This is a genomic window from Deminuibacter soli (assembly GCF_003412455.1).
Classification (GTDB): Bacteria; Bacteroidota; Bacteroidia; order Chitinophagales; family Chitinophagaceae; genus Deminuibacter; species Deminuibacter soli.
Genome location: NZ_QTJU01000006.1, coordinates 69205 through 86683, shown reverse-complemented (window position 1 = coordinate 86683; position 17479 = coordinate 69205). Strand labels below are relative to the sequence as shown.

At 48.4% G+C, this 17479-nt stretch carries 10 protein-coding genes; 8 read left to right on the top strand and 2 right to left on the bottom strand.

All coding sequences use genetic code 11. The features are described 5' to 3' along the window. The first annotated feature begins 312 nt into the window (after positions 1 to 312). The 3 genes from DXN05_RS16305 to DXN05_RS16295 all read left to right on the top strand — a co-directional run bounded on the left by DXN05_RS16305 (position 313) and on the right by DXN05_RS16295 (position 3164). Positions 313 to 1626: a glycosyltransferase gene (locus DXN05_RS16305; RefSeq protein ID WP_116848342.1), complete on the top strand. Its 1314-nt coding sequence runs from the start codon at positions 313 to 315 to the stop codon at positions 1624 to 1626. A gap of 171 nt (positions 1627 to 1797) precedes the next feature. Then, entirely contained in the window at positions 1798 to 2595 is a 798-nt protein-coding gene (locus DXN05_RS16300) for a helix-turn-helix transcriptional regulator (protein WP_158559277.1), read from the top strand. 95 nt (positions 2596 to 2690) lie between these two features. Continuing rightward, on the top strand, positions 2691 to 3164 hold the full coding sequence (locus tag DXN05_RS16295) for a YybH family protein (RefSeq protein ID WP_245975229.1): 474 nt from the start codon (positions 2691 to 2693) through the stop codon (positions 3162 to 3164). A 104-nt stretch (positions 3165 to 3268) separates the two neighbouring features. On the opposite strand, the gene DXN05_RS16290 is transcribed toward DXN05_RS16295, so the two are convergent. Together DXN05_RS16290 and DXN05_RS16285 are read right to left on the bottom strand one after the other, a co-directional pair. Beyond that, positions 3269 to 4048 carry a response regulator transcription factor gene (locus tag DXN05_RS16290; RefSeq protein WP_116848340.1) on the bottom strand — a complete coding sequence of 260 codons (780 nt, stop codon included), beginning with the start codon at positions 4046 to 4048 and terminating at the stop codon, positions 3269 to 3271. Between the two features lie 22 nt (positions 4049 to 4070). Next, positions 4071 to 7241: a sensor histidine kinase gene (locus tag DXN05_RS16285; RefSeq protein WP_116848339.1), complete on the bottom strand. Its 3171-nt coding sequence runs from the start codon at positions 7239 to 7241 to the stop codon at positions 4071 to 4073. Between the two features lie 213 nt (positions 7242 to 7454). On the opposite strand from DXN05_RS16285, the gene DXN05_RS16280 reads away from it, so the two are divergent. The 5 genes from DXN05_RS16280 to DXN05_RS16260 all read left to right on the top strand — a co-directional run bounded on the left by DXN05_RS16280 (position 7455) and on the right by DXN05_RS16260 (position 17377). Beyond that, positions 7455 to 10523, top strand: a complete 3069-nt coding sequence (locus DXN05_RS16280) for a SusC/RagA family TonB-linked outer membrane protein (RefSeq protein WP_116848338.1) — start codon at positions 7455 to 7457, stop codon at positions 10521 to 10523. An 18-nt stretch (positions 10524 to 10541) separates the two neighbouring features. Beyond that, positions 10542 to 12182, top strand: coding sequence for a RagB/SusD family nutrient uptake outer membrane protein (locus DXN05_RS16275; RefSeq protein WP_116848337.1), 1641 nt, complete (start codon positions 10542 to 10544; stop codon positions 12180 to 12182). A gap of 85 nt (positions 12183 to 12267) precedes the next feature. Next, on the top strand, positions 12268 to 14532 hold the full coding sequence (locus tag DXN05_RS16270) for a hypothetical protein (RefSeq protein WP_147313943.1): 2265 nt from the start codon (positions 12268 to 12270) through the stop codon (positions 14530 to 14532). A gap of 1 nt (position 14533) precedes the next feature. Further along, positions 14534 to 15475 carry a hypothetical protein gene (locus DXN05_RS16265; RefSeq protein ID WP_116848335.1) on the top strand — a complete coding sequence of 314 codons (942 nt, stop codon included), beginning with the start codon at positions 14534 to 14536 and terminating at the stop codon, positions 15473 to 15475. 36 nt (positions 15476 to 15511) lie between these two features. Continuing rightward, on the top strand, positions 15512 to 17377 hold the full coding sequence (locus DXN05_RS16260; RefSeq protein ID WP_211330080.1) for a glycoside hydrolase family 2 protein: 1866 nt from the start codon (positions 15512 to 15514) through the stop codon (positions 17375 to 17377). Positions 17378 to 17479 lie beyond the last annotated feature (102 nt).

Here is a 17479-nt window from a genome sequence, read left to right as displayed (position 1 = left end):
CGAAATATCGCTGAATTGCCCTTGTACTGGTATTTACAGAGAACCGGCCTGTTCTTTTTTGCCGTTGATTCTACTCATTATTTCATTGATTCTGACTAGTGTGCAATTGCTGAAAACAGGCACCTTTGTGTTGTTGCTCCGGTTGAAGATACGCTGTAGGTATTTTCAGTTCATGAACGCTGTAAAGGCGGCAGGAGGTTCAGGCCTGTTACTCATGCGGCCGGAGCAACTTTTTTCTGTACCACACCAGTTGAGACAGGCACGGTAAGGCGGCGCTGCGGCGCCGGGGATTTGTTTATAAAGTGTAAGTATATGTTGGATCAAGTAAGACAAAAAAAAGTACTGTTCGCCACAGTACCGGCCGACGGTCATTTTAACCCGCTGACAGGGCTGGCCAAATACCTGCAGCAGCAGGGATGGGAAGTGAAATGGTATACCTCCGGTTTGTATCAGGCAAAACTCGGTAAGCTGGGCATTCCACACCTGCCGTTTAAAAAAGCGCTTGATGCCAACGGTAGTAATGTAGACAGTGTTTTTCCGAAACGTACGGAGATCAAAAGCAAAATAGCCAAACTGAATTTTGACCTGATTCATATTTTTTCTGACCGGGCACAGGAGTATTATGAAGATATACGGGAGATATACCGTGATTTCAGGTTTGACCTGATGATTGCTGATTCTGTGTTCAGCGCCATTCCTATAGTGAAGGCTGCGCTTGCTGTTCCCGTAGTTGCGGTAGGTATTGTACCGCTGCCCGAAAAATCGCGCTACCTGGCGCCCTATGGCCTGGGTATGACGCCTCCCGGGAATTTTTTACAACTGATGAAATACCGGCTGCTGCACCTGGTATCGCACAAAATACTGTTTAAAGAATCGATTGCAGCTTATGCGAAAGCGCTTGCCGCACATGGTGTGCAAAGCAACGGTGCACAGTTGTTTGACGTTATACTGAAACATGCAGACCTGGTTTTGCAGAGCGGTAGCCCGGCGTTTGAATACAGGCGGCCGGATATGGGCAGGAACATTGAATTTGTAGGCGCATTGCATCCTTACCAGGCACCGGAAAAAGCGGCAGTGCCGGAATGGTTTAATACCGTGCTGCATACCTACAAAAAAATAGTACTGGTTACACAAGGCACGGTTGAGAAAGATTACAACAAACTCATCAAGCCTACGGTAGATGCGCTGAAAGACACCGATACACTGGTGATTGTTACCACAGGCGGCAGCAATACCACGTTTTTACGGGCGCGTTACCCGTATAAGAATGTGATTGTGGAAGACTTTGTGCCGTATGATCTTATTATGCCGCATGTATCTGTATTTGTAACCAATGGCGGTTACGGCGGTGTGCTGCTTAGCATCAAACACCAGTTGCCCATTGTAGCTGCAGGCATGCATGAAGGGAAGAATGAGATCTGTGCCAGGGTGGGTTATTTCAATATCGGCATTGATCTTGAAACAGAATCACCCGATCCCGTGCAGGTGCGCGAAGCTGTGCAGAAAGTGATCAATGATGCTGCTTACAAAAAACATATAAAAGCTGTTGCCGCAGATCTTGAACAATATGAGCCCATGGTATTGGCCACGCATCATATTGATGCCTTATTGACTGCAACAGCGTAACGCTTTCTTTTTTTCGGTTGGGTTCTTGCCCGGGCAGCTGGTCGTAGTATTCCGGCTGCCCACTTTTGTAACCCCGTGCTGCTGAACAGCCCATACTGCCACTCATCCATATCGCGCATGGGTAACCGGTTGAAGTGTTTACATTTAACAACACGCTTCATACCAGCTACTATGCAATTGAGATACGAGGAAATACTGCCGCATGCGTATTTGCGGAAAGATGTGAAATGTTACTTCATCCGGGAAACGGATGAATTTATAGAGTTCGAAACAAAGATATTACCCGGCGGTTACCCTGAGCTGATATTTAACCTCAGCGATATTTACCTGTACGCCGAAACAGAGAACCGTTTTAACCTTACACCGCCGATCGATTACCTGGGCCAGTTAACACGGCCCCTGCCCATAAAGTCGAAGGGAAAGATCTGCATGATCGGCATCCGGTTTTATGCACATGCACCCGCTTATTTTTTAAGGGAAAGCATGGACGGGTTTAACGACCAGGTATCTGACCTTACCGGTTTGCTGCACAGTTCTACACAAACCCTGTATCAGCAGCTAATGGAGGCAAACGACCTGCAACTGCGCATTCACCTCATTGAGCAGTTTTTATTCAGCCGCATGGCCAATGCAGAAAAGCGTTTTGACCAGATTACGCTGGTAGGTGATATTACACGGTACATGGCCGCCAACAATTACTTTGACAATGTAGACCAGGTGGCAGAGAAATCAGGCTTTTCATCCCGGTACCTGCAGAAGTTATTCCTGCAATACACCGGGCTTACACCCAAATCGTTTTTAAAGCTCAACCGCTTCAGGCAAAGCCTGGATTTGCTGGACAATAAAAAAGAATCGCTTACCTCCATCGCCTACAACTGCGGGTATTTTGACCAGTCGCATTTTACCAAGGAGTTTAAACTATTTACCGGCACAACGCCCACTGAGTACCTGAACGAAAAACTGCTGTAAAAACCGGCCAGTTCCGAAATTTACTATTTCATGCAAGGGCATGCTGCTAGTTTTGTTTTTAACTGAATCAATCAATAATAGTTAAAAGAACAAACATGAAAGCGAAACTGTTTTTTACCGGGGCAATGCTATTGGTACTTGTTTTTACCTGTTCCGGTTATCTTCATGCGCAAACAGGCGCTGCTTACACAGAAGCGCAGCATGCCATTGCTGCGAGCAATGCAAAATACCACCAGGCGTTTGCCAAGAATGATTCTTCCATTTTCATTAACAGCTATGCCGAAGATGCCTGTATACTGGCACCCGGTATGCAGCTGGTATGCGGCAGGGGTGCTATTGCACATTTCTTTACAGATGGCTACAAAATGGGTATCCGCGGCGGCAAACTGGTTACCACTAAACTATATGGCGATGGTGTTGACTATATCACCGAAGAAGGCTGGGGCCAGATAGTAGACAAAGACGGTAAGCTGATAGATGAAGCGAAATACATAGTGGTATGGAAGAAAACAAGCGAGGGCTGGAAGATGTACCGGGACATCTTTAACGGCAACCCGGTAACGAAGTAAGAATATTCCTGATCAGCAGCATATGGGAAGCTTTGCAACAAATAAAAAGGCCCGCAGTCACCGACTGTGGGCCTTTCCCGGAATAGCCTTTGTGCAGCAATGCTTCAGTGCCCGGACTTTTTTAACTGTATGTATTCCGTAGGTGTGGTACCAAATTGTTTGTGAAAACTGGAACTGAAATATTTCTGCGAGCTGTAGCCTACCTGGTGATATACCTCGTTGATGCGGCAGTCTGTAGCCAGCAATAACCCGGCAGCTTTTTTAAGGCGGGTAATATTGATCAGCTCATTGGGAGAGAGGTTGGAGATGCCCTTTATTTTGCGGTACAGGGTGGCGCGGCTCATGTTCAGCTCCACCGCCAGCAGGTCAACATCCAGCGCAGTGTTCTCTATGTTTTTGGAAATTACCTCATTCAGCCGCTCCAGGAACTGGGTATCCGATTTAGAGTAAGCCATACTATTGATATGTGATACCGGTGATTGGGCAAAGTACTCCTTTATCTTGGTTCTGTTGGCCAGCAGGTTGGCTACCTGCACTTTCAAATGCTGCGGCGAAAACGGCTTTTCAATATAGGCATCTGCACCGCATTCCAATCCCTCTATTTTCGATTGCAGGGTGTTTTTGGCAGTGAGCAATATCACCGGCACGTGGCTTGATTCGAAGCTGGTTTTTATTTGCTGGCATAATGCAAACCCATCCATACCCGGCATCATTACATCACTGATAACAAGGTGAATGTTTTCTTCACCCAATATAGCGGCTGCCTGGTTGCCGTTCTCAGCCGTAACCACGGCATAGTTAGCCTGCAGCATCTGGGTAAGGTATTCCAGTATGTCTTCGTTGTCGTCTACTACCAGAATCGTGGGTTTTGTTTCCTGCAACATAAGCTGTGATAATTGTGGTGTATTAAACACCGGGTTGTTTTCCCTGCTGAAAAGGCAGCAGCAGAATAAATGTGTTTACGCCGTCTGCCGGTTCTTTCAATGCTACCTGGCCTTTATGCAATTCAACAAGTGAGCGGGTAATGGCTAAGCCAATGCCTGTTCCTTTCTGCTTGTCTGTTTGTTTAATGCGGTAAAAAGGCTCGAATATTTTATCGCGCATGGCATGGGGTATTACAAACCCGTCGTTGCTCACTTCAATGGTGAACAGCACATCGGTTTCGCTCCAGGGCAGCAGGCGGATGGCTGCCTTATGATCTGCGTATTTAACAGCATTCCCAATCATGTTCACCAGTATTTTCCTGCCTGCCTCTGCATCTACCCAGGCCAGCAGTGGCTGCGGCGGGCATTCAAGGGTATACTGCAACTGCTTTTGTGCAGCCATAAACTGGAATTGCTGGTAGGTGTCTGCCAGTAAGGCCGTGATATCGGTTAGGGTAAAACTCAGCCCGAAACCCGTGGCTTCCGTTTGCCTGAAATCGAGCAGCTGGTTGGTAAGGTCTATCAGCCGGTTGGTGTTCTTTTCTACCAGTTTCAGGCTGTTTTGCAGCCGGGGCATGTGTTTGTTTTCTTCCAGCATGTCTTCCACCGGCCCTTTAATCAGGGTAAGAGGCGTTCTTATTTCGTGGGTAATATTGGTAAAAAATGCAATCTTTGCATCATAGAGCTCGGATTCTTTTTCATGCGCCAGCAACTCCATTTTTCTCTTGTGTTTTTCTTCATGGCGCTGATGGTAATTACGCACCAGCAGGTAAACAGCTGCTGTAATCAATGCAATATAGAATAGATAAGCATAGCCGCTTAACCAGAATGGCGGCTGAATAACAATGGCCAGTTGTATTTCATTGGTATATGTGCTTCCGTTCACCGAAGCCTTTGCATGAAAGATATAACTGCCCGGCGGCAGCTCTGTGAAGTATACTTTGCGATTGGTTTGCAGGAAGGTCCATTTTTTATCCAGTCCCTCCATGAAATAAGCATAGGCCGTTTTTTCAGGGGATGTATAACTAAGGGCAGAAAAATCGATACTGAAAGTGGACTGATCGTATTTCAATGTCACTTTATCTGTGTACAGGATAGAGTGGCGGATGGCGGTATCTGTGGCGTTTACCTTGATCTCTTTGTTGTACACCTGGAACCCGGTAATAAACAGGGGTGCAGCAAAGGTGTTGCGTGTAAAGCCGGCGGGATTAAAGCGGATCATCCCTTTTACGCTGCCGAGGTATATATTGCCGGCAGTATCCTGGCAGGCTGAGTTATAGTTGAACTGGTTACTCAATAAGCCATCATCCTTGGTATATACCTTTATTGAATCTGTGGCAGGGTTAAGGCATACCAGTCCGCCCGAAGTGGTTACCCATAACTGCTGCCTGCTGTCTTCCAGTATGCTGAATACAAAATCAGCGGGCATGCCTGTAGCGGAGTTGTACCTGCGGAAGGTATTGGTGTGGCGGTTAAACATACACAATCCGCCGCCTTCGGTGGCTATCCACAGGCGGCGTTGCCTGTCTTCATAAATACCGTTGACCTTGTTGTTGCTGAGACTGTTTTTGTTTTGTGCATCGGCCCTGAAATTGGCTGTTGCATGGGTAGATGGATTGTAGCTGTACAGCCCATTGTTTTCGGTGCCTGCCCATACAATGCCTGCTGCATCTTCATACAGCGCATATACAAAATCATTGTGCGGAATACCCTGTACGGCAGTAAAACCCTTCGTGGTATCGTTGTATGCATACAGTCCTGCCCCGGTGCCTATATAAATGCGGCCCGAGCGCATGCGGCGTATGGTGATGATGAAATTGCTGCTGAAAGCACCCGGCTCACCGGATCCAGTATAATGGCGGATTACTTTACCGGTGCGGATATTCATAATATCCAGTCCGCGCTCGAATGTACCAATCCAGAGTTCATCACCGCTGGTCATTAAGCCATGAATATTGGAATAGGCAATGCTGCCCTTTTCGCCCGATGGCTGGAAATGCTGAAACCGGCCTGTTTGTTTGTCCAGCTTGTTTAAGCCTGCATCTTCTGTGCCCACCCACAGGTTGCCATAGCGGTCTTCACATATCTCGCGAACGGCATTGCCCCATAAGGCATGGGTATCATGTGAAGGGAAGAATTTCTCGAAGTAGGTATATTGTTTGGGGTAGTAACTCAGTCCGCCGAAATAAGTGCCTGCCCATACACCGCCTTCCTTGTCCCGGCACAGGGTGTAAATGGCATTGTCTGAAATGGAATAGGGGTCATTGTACTGCTTCTGCAAATGGGTGAACCGGCGGCTTTGCGCGTTGTACACGTAAATGCCGGCCTCGGTGGCTATCCAGCATTCATTGGGTGCATATTGTACAAAGTCGCGTACATAAGTTTCTGTTTTGTCTTCGTTGTAGGTGAGTATATCCTCGTAGTTGCCGGTGTTGGCTTCCACCAGTTTCACGCCCTGGTTAGAAGTGCCTGCCAGCAATTGGTTATTGCCGGCTTCATAGATCTTTTCAATCCATTTTGATACAACGGGCCTCGAGTGTTTGAATAGATCGTAGAAGCTGAAGCTGTCAGTATGTGCGTTGTATTTGCCGATGGTACCGGTAGTGGTAGATATCCAGGTATCTTTCCCGGTAGTAATGCAGATGCTGGTGGCATTGCCTGTGCCGGGGTAGTTGTGCAGTTGTTGTGTGGCTGTTTCGTACCGGTACAGTGTAGTACCCAGTATCAGCCACAGGTTATGCTGCGCGTCTGTTTTAATATCGCGCACATCCCTGCCTGCAGTGGCTGTTACTGCATGAAAGCGCTCTGTGATAGGATCATACAGGTACAACCCCTTTCGTGTGCCCACCCATAAACTGCCGTCGGCATTGGCCTTCAGGCTGTGTATGTAGCTGCTGCCGATAGAAGTGCTGTCGTCTGCTATATTGCGGAACACCTTGAAGCTGTAGCCGTCAAAGCGGTTTAGCCCGTCCCTGGTGCCAAACCACATAAAACCTGCCTGGTCCTGCGCGCTGCAGAACACGGTGTTGTTGGATAAGCCGTTTTCAACCTGGTAGCGCCTGAAATAATATTGCTGCTGACCATGTACACGTATGGCAAACACGAACAACACATACAGCAATAAGTAGATGGTTTTAGGCAAGTGCAATAGCATTAAGGACTACAAATATAGGGTTTCAATCCACGTACAAATACCCGTTCTGCTGAAGCCGTTTGTGGCGCAATGTTGAATTTGAGATGTTTTTGAACATTATTGAAACGATTCTTCCCGTTGCAGTAAAAAACAATTTCTTCATTTGTGCTATCTAAACACTGCTTGCACGGTGTGGTATCAAATACGGATTTACAAACTCAAACTGATTGCGCCATGATTGCTTTTTTTCGCCAGCTTCGCCTGGAAGCGGGGAATGCCCAACGGCAACCCTTAAACCGCAAAACGGTTCCCTTTCTTTTCCTTTTCTTTCTTTGCAGCACGGCAGCATTTGCCCAGCATGCCGCGCGCATAAAAGGTATTATTACAGACAGCACAGGTGTGGGCATACCCGGTGCTACGGTGACGGAAGTGGGCACTAAGAATGCCGCACAAACACTGAATGACGGTACGTTTACCTTAACCGTATCCAGCAGGCAGTCTACGCTGCATGTGTCCTCCATCGGTTATGCCGACCAGGAAACAAGCGCTGCGCAGAACAGCATTACGGTTGTGCTGAAAATGCAGAACAACAACCTGGGTGAAATTATGGTTGTTGGTTATGGCAAACAGCGCAAGGTAGATTTAACCGGCGCGGTTGCCCAGATTAGCTCAGAGCAGTTGAAAGACCGGCCTGTACCATCTGTAACGCAGGCATTGCAGGGCGAGCTGCCCGGCTTGCAGGTAGTGAACTCGGGTGGTTCACCGGGTCGTGAAAAAACCTTTATACGCATACGCGGTATATCGAGCATGAACGCCGGATCTGCCAACCCGCTGGTGATCATCGATGGTGTGGAAAGCGCCCTCAACGATATTAACCCGGAAGACATTGCCACCGTGAGCGTGCTGAAAGATGCTGCTTCTGCAGCCATTTACGGCAGCCGTGCGGCAAATGGTGTTATTCTTATTTCTACCAAAAAAGGCAAGCTGGGTAAGCCTGTAGTAAGCTACAGCGGTTATGTGGGCTGGCAGGACCTGGTGTACAAACCCAAATTTGAGAACTCGTGGGACTATGCAAGATTGATCAACGAAGCGCTGGTAGGCGAAGGCGGCAGCCCGCGTTATACAGATGCCGAGATACAGAAATTCAGGGACGGGTCAGATCCTGATCATTATCCCAATTCCAACTATTCAAAAGAAATGTACCGCAACAATGGTTTGCAGCACAGCAATACCCTGCAGGTAACAGGCGGTACGGAAGCAGTGAAGTATTTCTTTTCATTGGGCTATCTTGATCAGAACGGCCGCATCTACTCCAACGGTTACCAGCGCCTCACGCCAAGGTTTAACCTGGATGCTAAAATCAACAGCTGGTTTTCTGTAGGTACCAACAGCAGCATTACGTATTCTACCGTGCTGGAACCTGTTTGGGGCGGACTGGTGCGCCAGGTGCACCGCATTCCTTCTGTTACGGTATTTAAATACAGCAACGGTATGTATGGCAAAGGTGCGGATGGCAACCCCATTGCGTGGACGAAAGACGGCGGGCATAACGAAGCCAATGATACGCGCATCTTCCAGACATTTTATGCAGAAGCCACGCCGGTAAAAGACCTGAAAGTAAGAGGCTCTTACACCATTGACAACTACACGCACAAACAGTACAACCGCAGGTATGATATGTACTATGGTGACGGCTCTTCACAGAAAGATAACTATGGTGAAAACTGGCTCAACACCGACAGAACCAATACATGGATTGTGCAGGCTAACTACACCAAACGGATTGCGGATAAACATACCATTGCTGCACTGGCCGGTTTTCAGTATGAATACTTTATTGACCGCTACAACTACCTCGCAAGGTCCGGTTTCCCCAATAACAATGTGGAAGAGATCAACGCGGCAGATCCCAGCACGGCCAAAGCAGAAGGTTCCACTGTAGAGGATAAAACAGCTTCCTATTTTGCCCGCCTGAATTATGATTACGCCGGCAAATACCTGCTGGAAGCGAATTTCAGAACAGATGGCTCTTCTCGTTTTGCTGCGGATAACCGTTGGGGATATTTCCCGTCCGTATCTGCAGGCTGGCGCATATCTGAAGAGCATTTCATGAAGCGCGCACGCTGGATCAATAACCTTAAGCTCAGGGCCTCATGGGGAAGCCTTGGTAATAACCTCGGTGTGGCCAGGTATTACTACATGCAGCGCATCGCACTGGGCGCCAACTATACATTCAACAATGTGCTGAGTACAGGCGCCACGCAAACCTCACCCAATAACCCGGATATTACCTGGGAGAAAACGAATGAAGTAAACCTGGGCCTGGATGCCAACCTGTTCACGCATTTCAACGTGACAGTTGATTTGTACAGCCGCAAAACAAACAATATCCTCAGCTCAATACCGGTATCGCGTGAATATGGCCTGGATGCGCCAACCGTGAATGCAGGTGCATTGCAGAACAAAGGTGTGGAATTGCTGCTGGGTTATAACAACCATGCCGGCGCATTTGAATATACCATCTCCGGTAATGTTGCCTACAATTACAATGTGGTTACAAAATATGCAACGCCGTCTATCGGCGACCGTGTATACCAGCAGGGACATAAATGGGGTGAGTTTTATGGCTGGGACTGGACAGGCTTTTTCGCCACTGATGATGAGGCACAGAAATCACCGCACCAGGTAGGCGCGCCGGTAAAAGCAGGTGATCTTAAGTTCAGGGATGTAAGTGGCCCTGACGGAAAACCGGATGGTAAAATAGACGGCAACGACCGTGTGTTCCTTGGCGGCAGCGATGTGCCTGACTGGACATTCGGCCTTAACCTCAACGGCGCTTACAAAGGTTTCGACCTCGGTGTGTTTTTCCAGGGTGCAGCCAAAGTAAAAGAACTCATGTCAGGCGATGCATTCTATGCCTTCAGCAACGGCGGTAATATCAGGACATGGCAGGCAGAAGACCATTGGACACCCGAACACATGGATGCGAAATACCCGCGTTTAACCGTAAACCAGAACCACAACATCACCACTTCCGGCTTTAGTGTAAAAAGCAGGGATTATGTACGACTGAAGAACCTGCAGCTGGGTTATACATTCCCGGCAGCAGCTACCAAAAGACTGGGTATTCAGAAAATCAGGGTTTACGTCACAGCTTCCAACCTGCTTACCATTCAGAAGAACGGTTACCTGCAGTGGGATCCTGAAACCATCTCGTACGGCAATGGCCTGTACGGTTCAGACCCGCACGATGTAGTACCGCTGATGAAAGTATATGCAGCCGGCGTAAACGTTACTTTTTAAATCCCGAACAATGCAATTATGAAAAAGAGAAACTACCTGATATATCCGCTTGCAGTCATGGCCCTCCATGCATGCAGCACCAAAGACCTTGATGTAACACCGAAGAATGAATTATCTACCGGCACATTCTGGAAAACAGAGCAGGATGCTACCATGGGCTTAACCGCCTGTTACAACAACCTGGGGCAATGGGATGATCCGAATGACTACTGGTACGTTACTTTCCTCGATGGTGCTACCGACAATGCCTATTCACGCGACGGATGGATGGGCATGCAGGCCATCGGTAACGGCACCAATACTGCTTCCAGTCCGGGAAGGGATTACTACAAATTTACCAAGGTAAGAAGGTGCAACCTGTTTATCGAGAACATTGACCAGGTAACCATGGATGAAACAAAAAAGAAGAAGTATAAAGCAGAAGCCCGCTTTCTGCGCGCCTACAATTATTTCGTGATGCAGCAATTGTATGGCAAGTTGCCCATTATAGAAAAAACACTCGGCTCAGACCAGGTACTGCCGCGCAATACCGAAGAAGAAGTGATTGCCTGGATGATCAAAGAACTGGGTGAGGCCGCGGCAGATTTGCCGGTGCAGAATTATCTCGAATCTGCCGGTCATGTTACCAAAGGTGCCGCGCTGGCATTAAAGGCAAGGATTGAACTGTTCAATAAAAAATGGGACGATGCCATTGCCGATGCAAAGACGGTGATGAACATGGAGGGAACATTTGAACTCTATAAAGATTACCGCGGTTTGTTTTTAACAGGCAACAAACTAAGCCAGAAAGAATGGCTGTATGCACAACAGAATGCACCCAATGCAACCAGCGGTACGGCAGCTTACCCGGTGCTGGTACCATACGGCGATTTAACAGACGGCTGGGCATCGATGAATATTACCGATAACCTGGTACAGGCTTACGAGGTAATTGATGGTACCACCATTGATGAAGGCTCGCCTTTATACGATCCCAATAATCCTTACAAGAACCGCGACCCGAGATTGAATCAAACCGTTATCTGTCCGGGTGAATGGTGGGATGACCGCTACTTCGATCCCTGGAAGAAATTTTATACAGAAGGTACAAGAAAAGGGCAACAGAATCTTGACCTGTGGTCAGACTGGCGTGGTGCAAGAACCGGCTACCTGCTGAAGAAATATTTCGATCCCATTACTTCCGATCAGAACAACAAAGCCGGTTTTGATGTGCCGCTGATCAGGTTCGCAGAAGTATTCCTGATTTATGCGGAAGCTAAAATTGAAAAAGGTGAACTGGACAATGATATGTACAGTGCCATTGACAAAGTACGTACAAGGGCAGGTTTACCCAATACAGACAGGGCCAAATACAGCAGCCAGGAAAAATGCCGCGCACTGGTAAGGCGTGAAAGAAGGGTAGAGTTTGCGATGGAGGGTTTGCGCCTGTATGATATCAGGAGATGGGATATTGGCAAACAGGTGCTGGATGGTGCGCTGATTACTGCAAGGGAATGTACGGTGAATGGTGAAACCGGTAAACTTACATTCGACAATGGAGCCAAAACCTATCCTGTTGAAACCAGGGTATTTCATGCAGACAGGAAATACCTGTGGCCGCTGCCCCAGGCAGAACTGGATGCAAGCAAGGGCGCGATTAAACAAAACGATGGCTATTAAACGGCAAGCAAGAATCAATAATCAAGTGTAGTTGAATGTGTGCAGGATGCCGGTTGCAGTTTTGTGGCCGGCATCTTTCCCGTACATGAAAAAAGAAACAGCATTGAAAAGCATTGTTCTATTATTAATGGGTGCGCTTTGTTGGAGCAACAGCGCAACAGCACAGGATAGCCTCCGTTGCGGTGAAGCAATCCTGTTTTCGCGCAATGAAGAAGGCGGTTATGCCATTGGCTGGCAATACCGGGGAAGTATTTTTTCTACTTATGATAACAACCACCCGGTTTCACTGATGATCGATTCTGTGAGTTACGCGGTAAACTACCGGCGCCTCACCAAACAACCGGCAACATGGGTTGGTGAAGCAACTGTTGAAACACCCGGCGGCAGCAGGTTCGCTGTAAAAGATGTATACACACTTGCGGCAGACAAGGCTGCGTTTGTAATGAGCAGAGAGGTAAATGTGCTAAAAGCCGGCAGCGATAAATGGTTCAATTCATTTTTTGGTGTGCAGGGCAATGCGCTGAACGATATAAAAGATGCAGAAGTGTTTGTACCCGGCACATGGTATAAAGACAACCGTTACCTGCCGCAGTATGCACTGGCAGCAGATGCAGCCAGCAACTATTTTTACTTCCGTGAAGACAGGCTGCCACTGCCATTGGTCATGTGCCGCAATAAAAACAATGCCAGCACGGTTACCCTGATGCACCTGTCTGCAGACCCGCAGACTTTTTTCGAGGAGAGCGGACTGGCACGCATAACCGATGCCCGCATGCAGTTTGGCGCCATCGGTTTGCAGCAGCAGCAAAACCTCACTGCCCTGTTCCAGTTCCCGGGTTGTGAAGGCGACCGCACCTATGTATCGCGTTATTCTTTCACAACCGGGCAATCCATAGCTACGAGGGGCACAGGCAACTGGGCCATGCGCAGCCACCCGGTACAAACAGGTATACAACACCGTTATACCCTGGCTGTACGGTTTTCCCATGAACCAGATTTCGCTTCAGCATTAAACAATGCCTGGCAGTATACATACCAACAATACCATTCTGCTGTACATACGGAAAATATGAAGGCAGTGTTTAACGAAGAAGCCCGGTTGCTGAACGACTACTGGCGCAACATCGGTGGCGCACCGGGCTGGCCGTTCTCTGTTTACCTGCCATCGGGCAACACGCGCGCTTACGATTACCAGATGGGCTTTATCGGCTTCCAGGTACCCAATGCCTATTACCTGTTGCGCTGCGGATTGGAAACAAACAACCAGTCTATGATTGACAAAGCCTGTAAGGTGCTCGACTTTTGGGCTGCGGAAGCTGCAACAGATAACGGCTTGCCTAAATCATGGGCCGAGCCGTATGTGGACAAACCATTCGGCTGGCGTAAATACCCGCAGTTTATGCGCATTGCAGGCGATGGCATGGAAGGTGCATTGCTGGCCTGGAGTATCATGCAGCGGCACCACATCAGCAAACCTGCGTGGCTGAAATTATGTACCGGCTTTGGCGACTGGCTGGTAAACAACCAGAATGAAGACGGCAGTTATTACCTGAACTATAACTGGTGGGATAATGGCAAACCGGGTCATAACAGCAAATACACAACCACCAACGTGATCCGCTACCTCGTGGAGCTGTACCGCGTTACCCGGCAGCAGCGTTATCTCGATGCCGCGGTAAAGGCCGGTGTGTTTAGTCTGAACGCCATTAACAACGATTACCTGTATGTAGGCGGCGTTATTGACAACCCCAACGTAAAAGACCGCGAATCAGGTCAGCAGGCCATGTATGCCTTTATGGCTTTGTATGATCATACAAAAGATCATCAATGGCTGGATGCAGCTGTACAGGCCGCACGATACACGGAAACCTATATGTATGCCTACCATGTGCCCATGAGCCAGGGAGATACACTTACAGATTTCCCTGCAAACAAAACCGGCACCGGGCAAACGCTGATTGCCACCGGCCACTCGGGGGTGGACAATGGCTTATCCTTCTCTTCTTTCCAGTACTACCGCCTGTACCTGTTTACCGGCGATAAACACCTGTTGCAGGTAGCACGTATGGCCATGTACAATACGTTGCAAACAATGGATATGGATGGCAGCATGGGGTACAGGTACAAAGCCCTGCAAACAGAAGCATTTTCGCTGTCGGGCAATACACGCGGCCACAGCGTGCGGCAATGGCTTGCCTGGAATACGGCGGCCGTGATGGACCCGCTTTGCAGGTTTAAAGATGCGTTCAATAACGTGGATATAGACGCAATTGAAAAGCTGCCATTGGCGCAGCGCAGACAGTTAAACGAACAGTACGGGAAAACATCCGGGCTGGTAGAAAAAGAATAACATGATCCTGAAATTAAATCATATTGTTATCTGCTTCCTGGCCTTGCTTTTTCTGCTGCAGGTGCAGCAGGCAAGCGCACAGTATACATATCGATGGACGCCGACCGACCAGTTTTACCTGAGCGCCGGTTTCCTGAAACCTTTCGGGGTAGAAGACCTGGTGCCGTTTGGTTACAGGCTCGATAACGGTTCAGCAATACCCTTGCATAAAGGGGCTACAGGTGTGGTATCTGATCCGTTGCCGGTTACGGAGCAGCGCTATTTCTCAACCGTTCGCTATGCTTTCAGGGACAGCATGGTTACAGCGGCAACATTAACAGTGAAAAACATCAGTGATAAACGTGCAGGCATAGAAAAAGTGCTGGATCAGTATTTTGGTCATGCAGATTATAAAAACGTGCGGGAATCTGTTTATTCCGATGAAGACTTTGCAGTGAACCTGCGCGTGGCCGATCAAACACTATCCATTGTATCGCTCGATCACCAGGCTTTGGAAGAACAGGCATACCCCAACATCAACTTGCGTAACTATGGCGATAACGGTCTGTTCTGGTATGATGCAGATACGGCCAGGGCCATCGGTCTTGCATTTTACAACCAGGTAACCAAGGAGAACAACGTGCAGCCTGCATTCAGGCTGTATTACCGTTCGCCTGTTTCCATTAACCTGAAATCGGTTGTGTTTGAATTGGGCAATGGGAAGAAGATCAGTTTCCCGGTAAACACCATCACGGAAAAAGGCTTGCAGAAAGTAACCCGTTGTTACTGGAACTACGAAACAGGCAGGGAAATACTGCGTTCAGAGAAAGTAACCGTTTGCCTGCAGGGAACTGAAACTGTGCGGTATGTAATGCCGGCCTACCAGCGGCACTCCTTACAAACAGCAGTACAATTTTATAAAGAGAACGTCACCAATCCCTTGCTGCAATACAAAGGATGGTAGCAATACACACATGGGAATAAAACTCAACGTTGCACTATGATCAGGAAGAAAACGATTTTTATGTTGCTGTTGCTGGCGCAGGCACAGCAATTTGCTTTTGCACAGCCCGCAACAGGCAAACAGATGAAGACACCATGGGCCAAAGATGCTGCGCGGACAATTCCGTTAAATGAATATCCGCGCCCGCAACTGGTAAGGGGCAACTGGACCAATTTAAACGGGCTGTGGGATTATACAATACAGCCCAAAAACAAGGGTATACCGGATAGCTGGAAGGGTAAAATAATGGTGCCTTTCCCGGTTGAATCGGTACTGTCCGGTGTACAGCAAAAAGTAGGGCCCGATAGCCTGTTGTGGTACAGGCGAACCTTTCGCATACAGCAAAACCTTGCAGGTAAAAAAGTACTGCTGCACATAGGCGCTGCCGATTACGAAGCCACAGTGCTGGTAAACGGCAAACCCGTTGCAACCCACAAGGGTGGTTACACCGCTTTCAGCGCAGATATAACCGCTTCCCTGAAAGGTGGTAACGAAGAATTACTGATCAGCGTATGGGACCCCACCGATCATGGTGAGCAGGCGAGAGGGAAACAGGTAACACATCCCGGTGGTATTTACTATACATCCGTAACAGGTATCTGGCAAACAGTATGGTTTGAGGTTGTACCTGAAACCTACCTGCAAAGCTGGAAAACAACAACGGATATCGATCAGTCTGTAGTTACCATACGCCCCCGGGTAACGAATGCGCAAAACAACGATAGCGTTACGGCAGCCGTATTCTTTAAAAAGAAACAAGTGGCAGTTGCAACTGTTGCTGCCAATGAAATATTGCGACTGGCGATACCGGGTGCGCAGTTGTGGAGCCCGGACAAACCGGTGTTGTATGATGTACAGCTGGCCATAAAGCGCGGCGGTAAAACGGTTGATAAGGCTGATGGTTATTTTGGTATGCGTAACATTGCTGTCGCGAAAGACGCGAAAGGCGTGAACCGCATCTTCTTCAACCATGAGCCATTGTTTCAATACGGTCCGCTGGACCAGGGATTCTGGCCAGACGGCATTTATACTGCTCCTACGGAACAGGCCCTGGTAAGTGATATCCGTAACATGAAAGACATGGGCTTTAACATGGTACGCAAACACGTAAAAGTAGAACCTGAAAGATGGTACTACAACTGCGATAAACTGGGGCTGATTGTATGGCAGGATATGCCCAGTGGCTACGGCGAAATTGTACCGGTGAAAGACCATGATCATTCCACCGAAGGCGACTGGATGGCAACGCATTACCAGGATGTGGTGCGCAGCGCTGCTTCTGAACAGGACTTCCGTGATGAATGGAGCAGCATTATGCAGCAGCTGCACAACTACACTTCCATTAGTGTATGGGTGCCGTTTAATGAAAGCTGGGGACAGTTTAAAACCAATGAAATACTGCAATGGACAAAAGCACTGGACCCGACAAGGCTGGTAGATGGTCCCAGCGGCTGGATTGACCGCGGCGAGGGCGATATGCACGACTATCATTTGTATGGCAGCAGGCTGGATAAAGATTTCCCGCTGGAAAACAACAGGGCGCTGGTGATTGGTGAGTTTGGCGGCCTGGGTTACCTTGATTCGCTGCATGTGTACGATGGAAAAGTGTGGAGTTACAACGGGTACAAGAACACCGGTGAATTGCTCAAAGCCTACGAGGCATTGATGAACCGGATAGCAATACTGAAAGAAAAAGGCTTTTCTGCTGCAGTGTACACACAGTTGACAGATGTGGAAACAGAAATCAACGGGCTGATCACCTACGACAGGATACGCCGGAAGCTCTTGATGAACCAACTGAAACAATTACACGGGAGACTTTATGTTAACGGGCATAAAGAATTGTTCAGTTCGCAACCCTGATGCACCGGTTCCTTTTTCTCTGCAGGTATGCACCCCGGTGCATGCCTGCTTTTTTAAACGGGTGCGCCATACCCGTAACGATTGCCGATATAAGTGCCACTA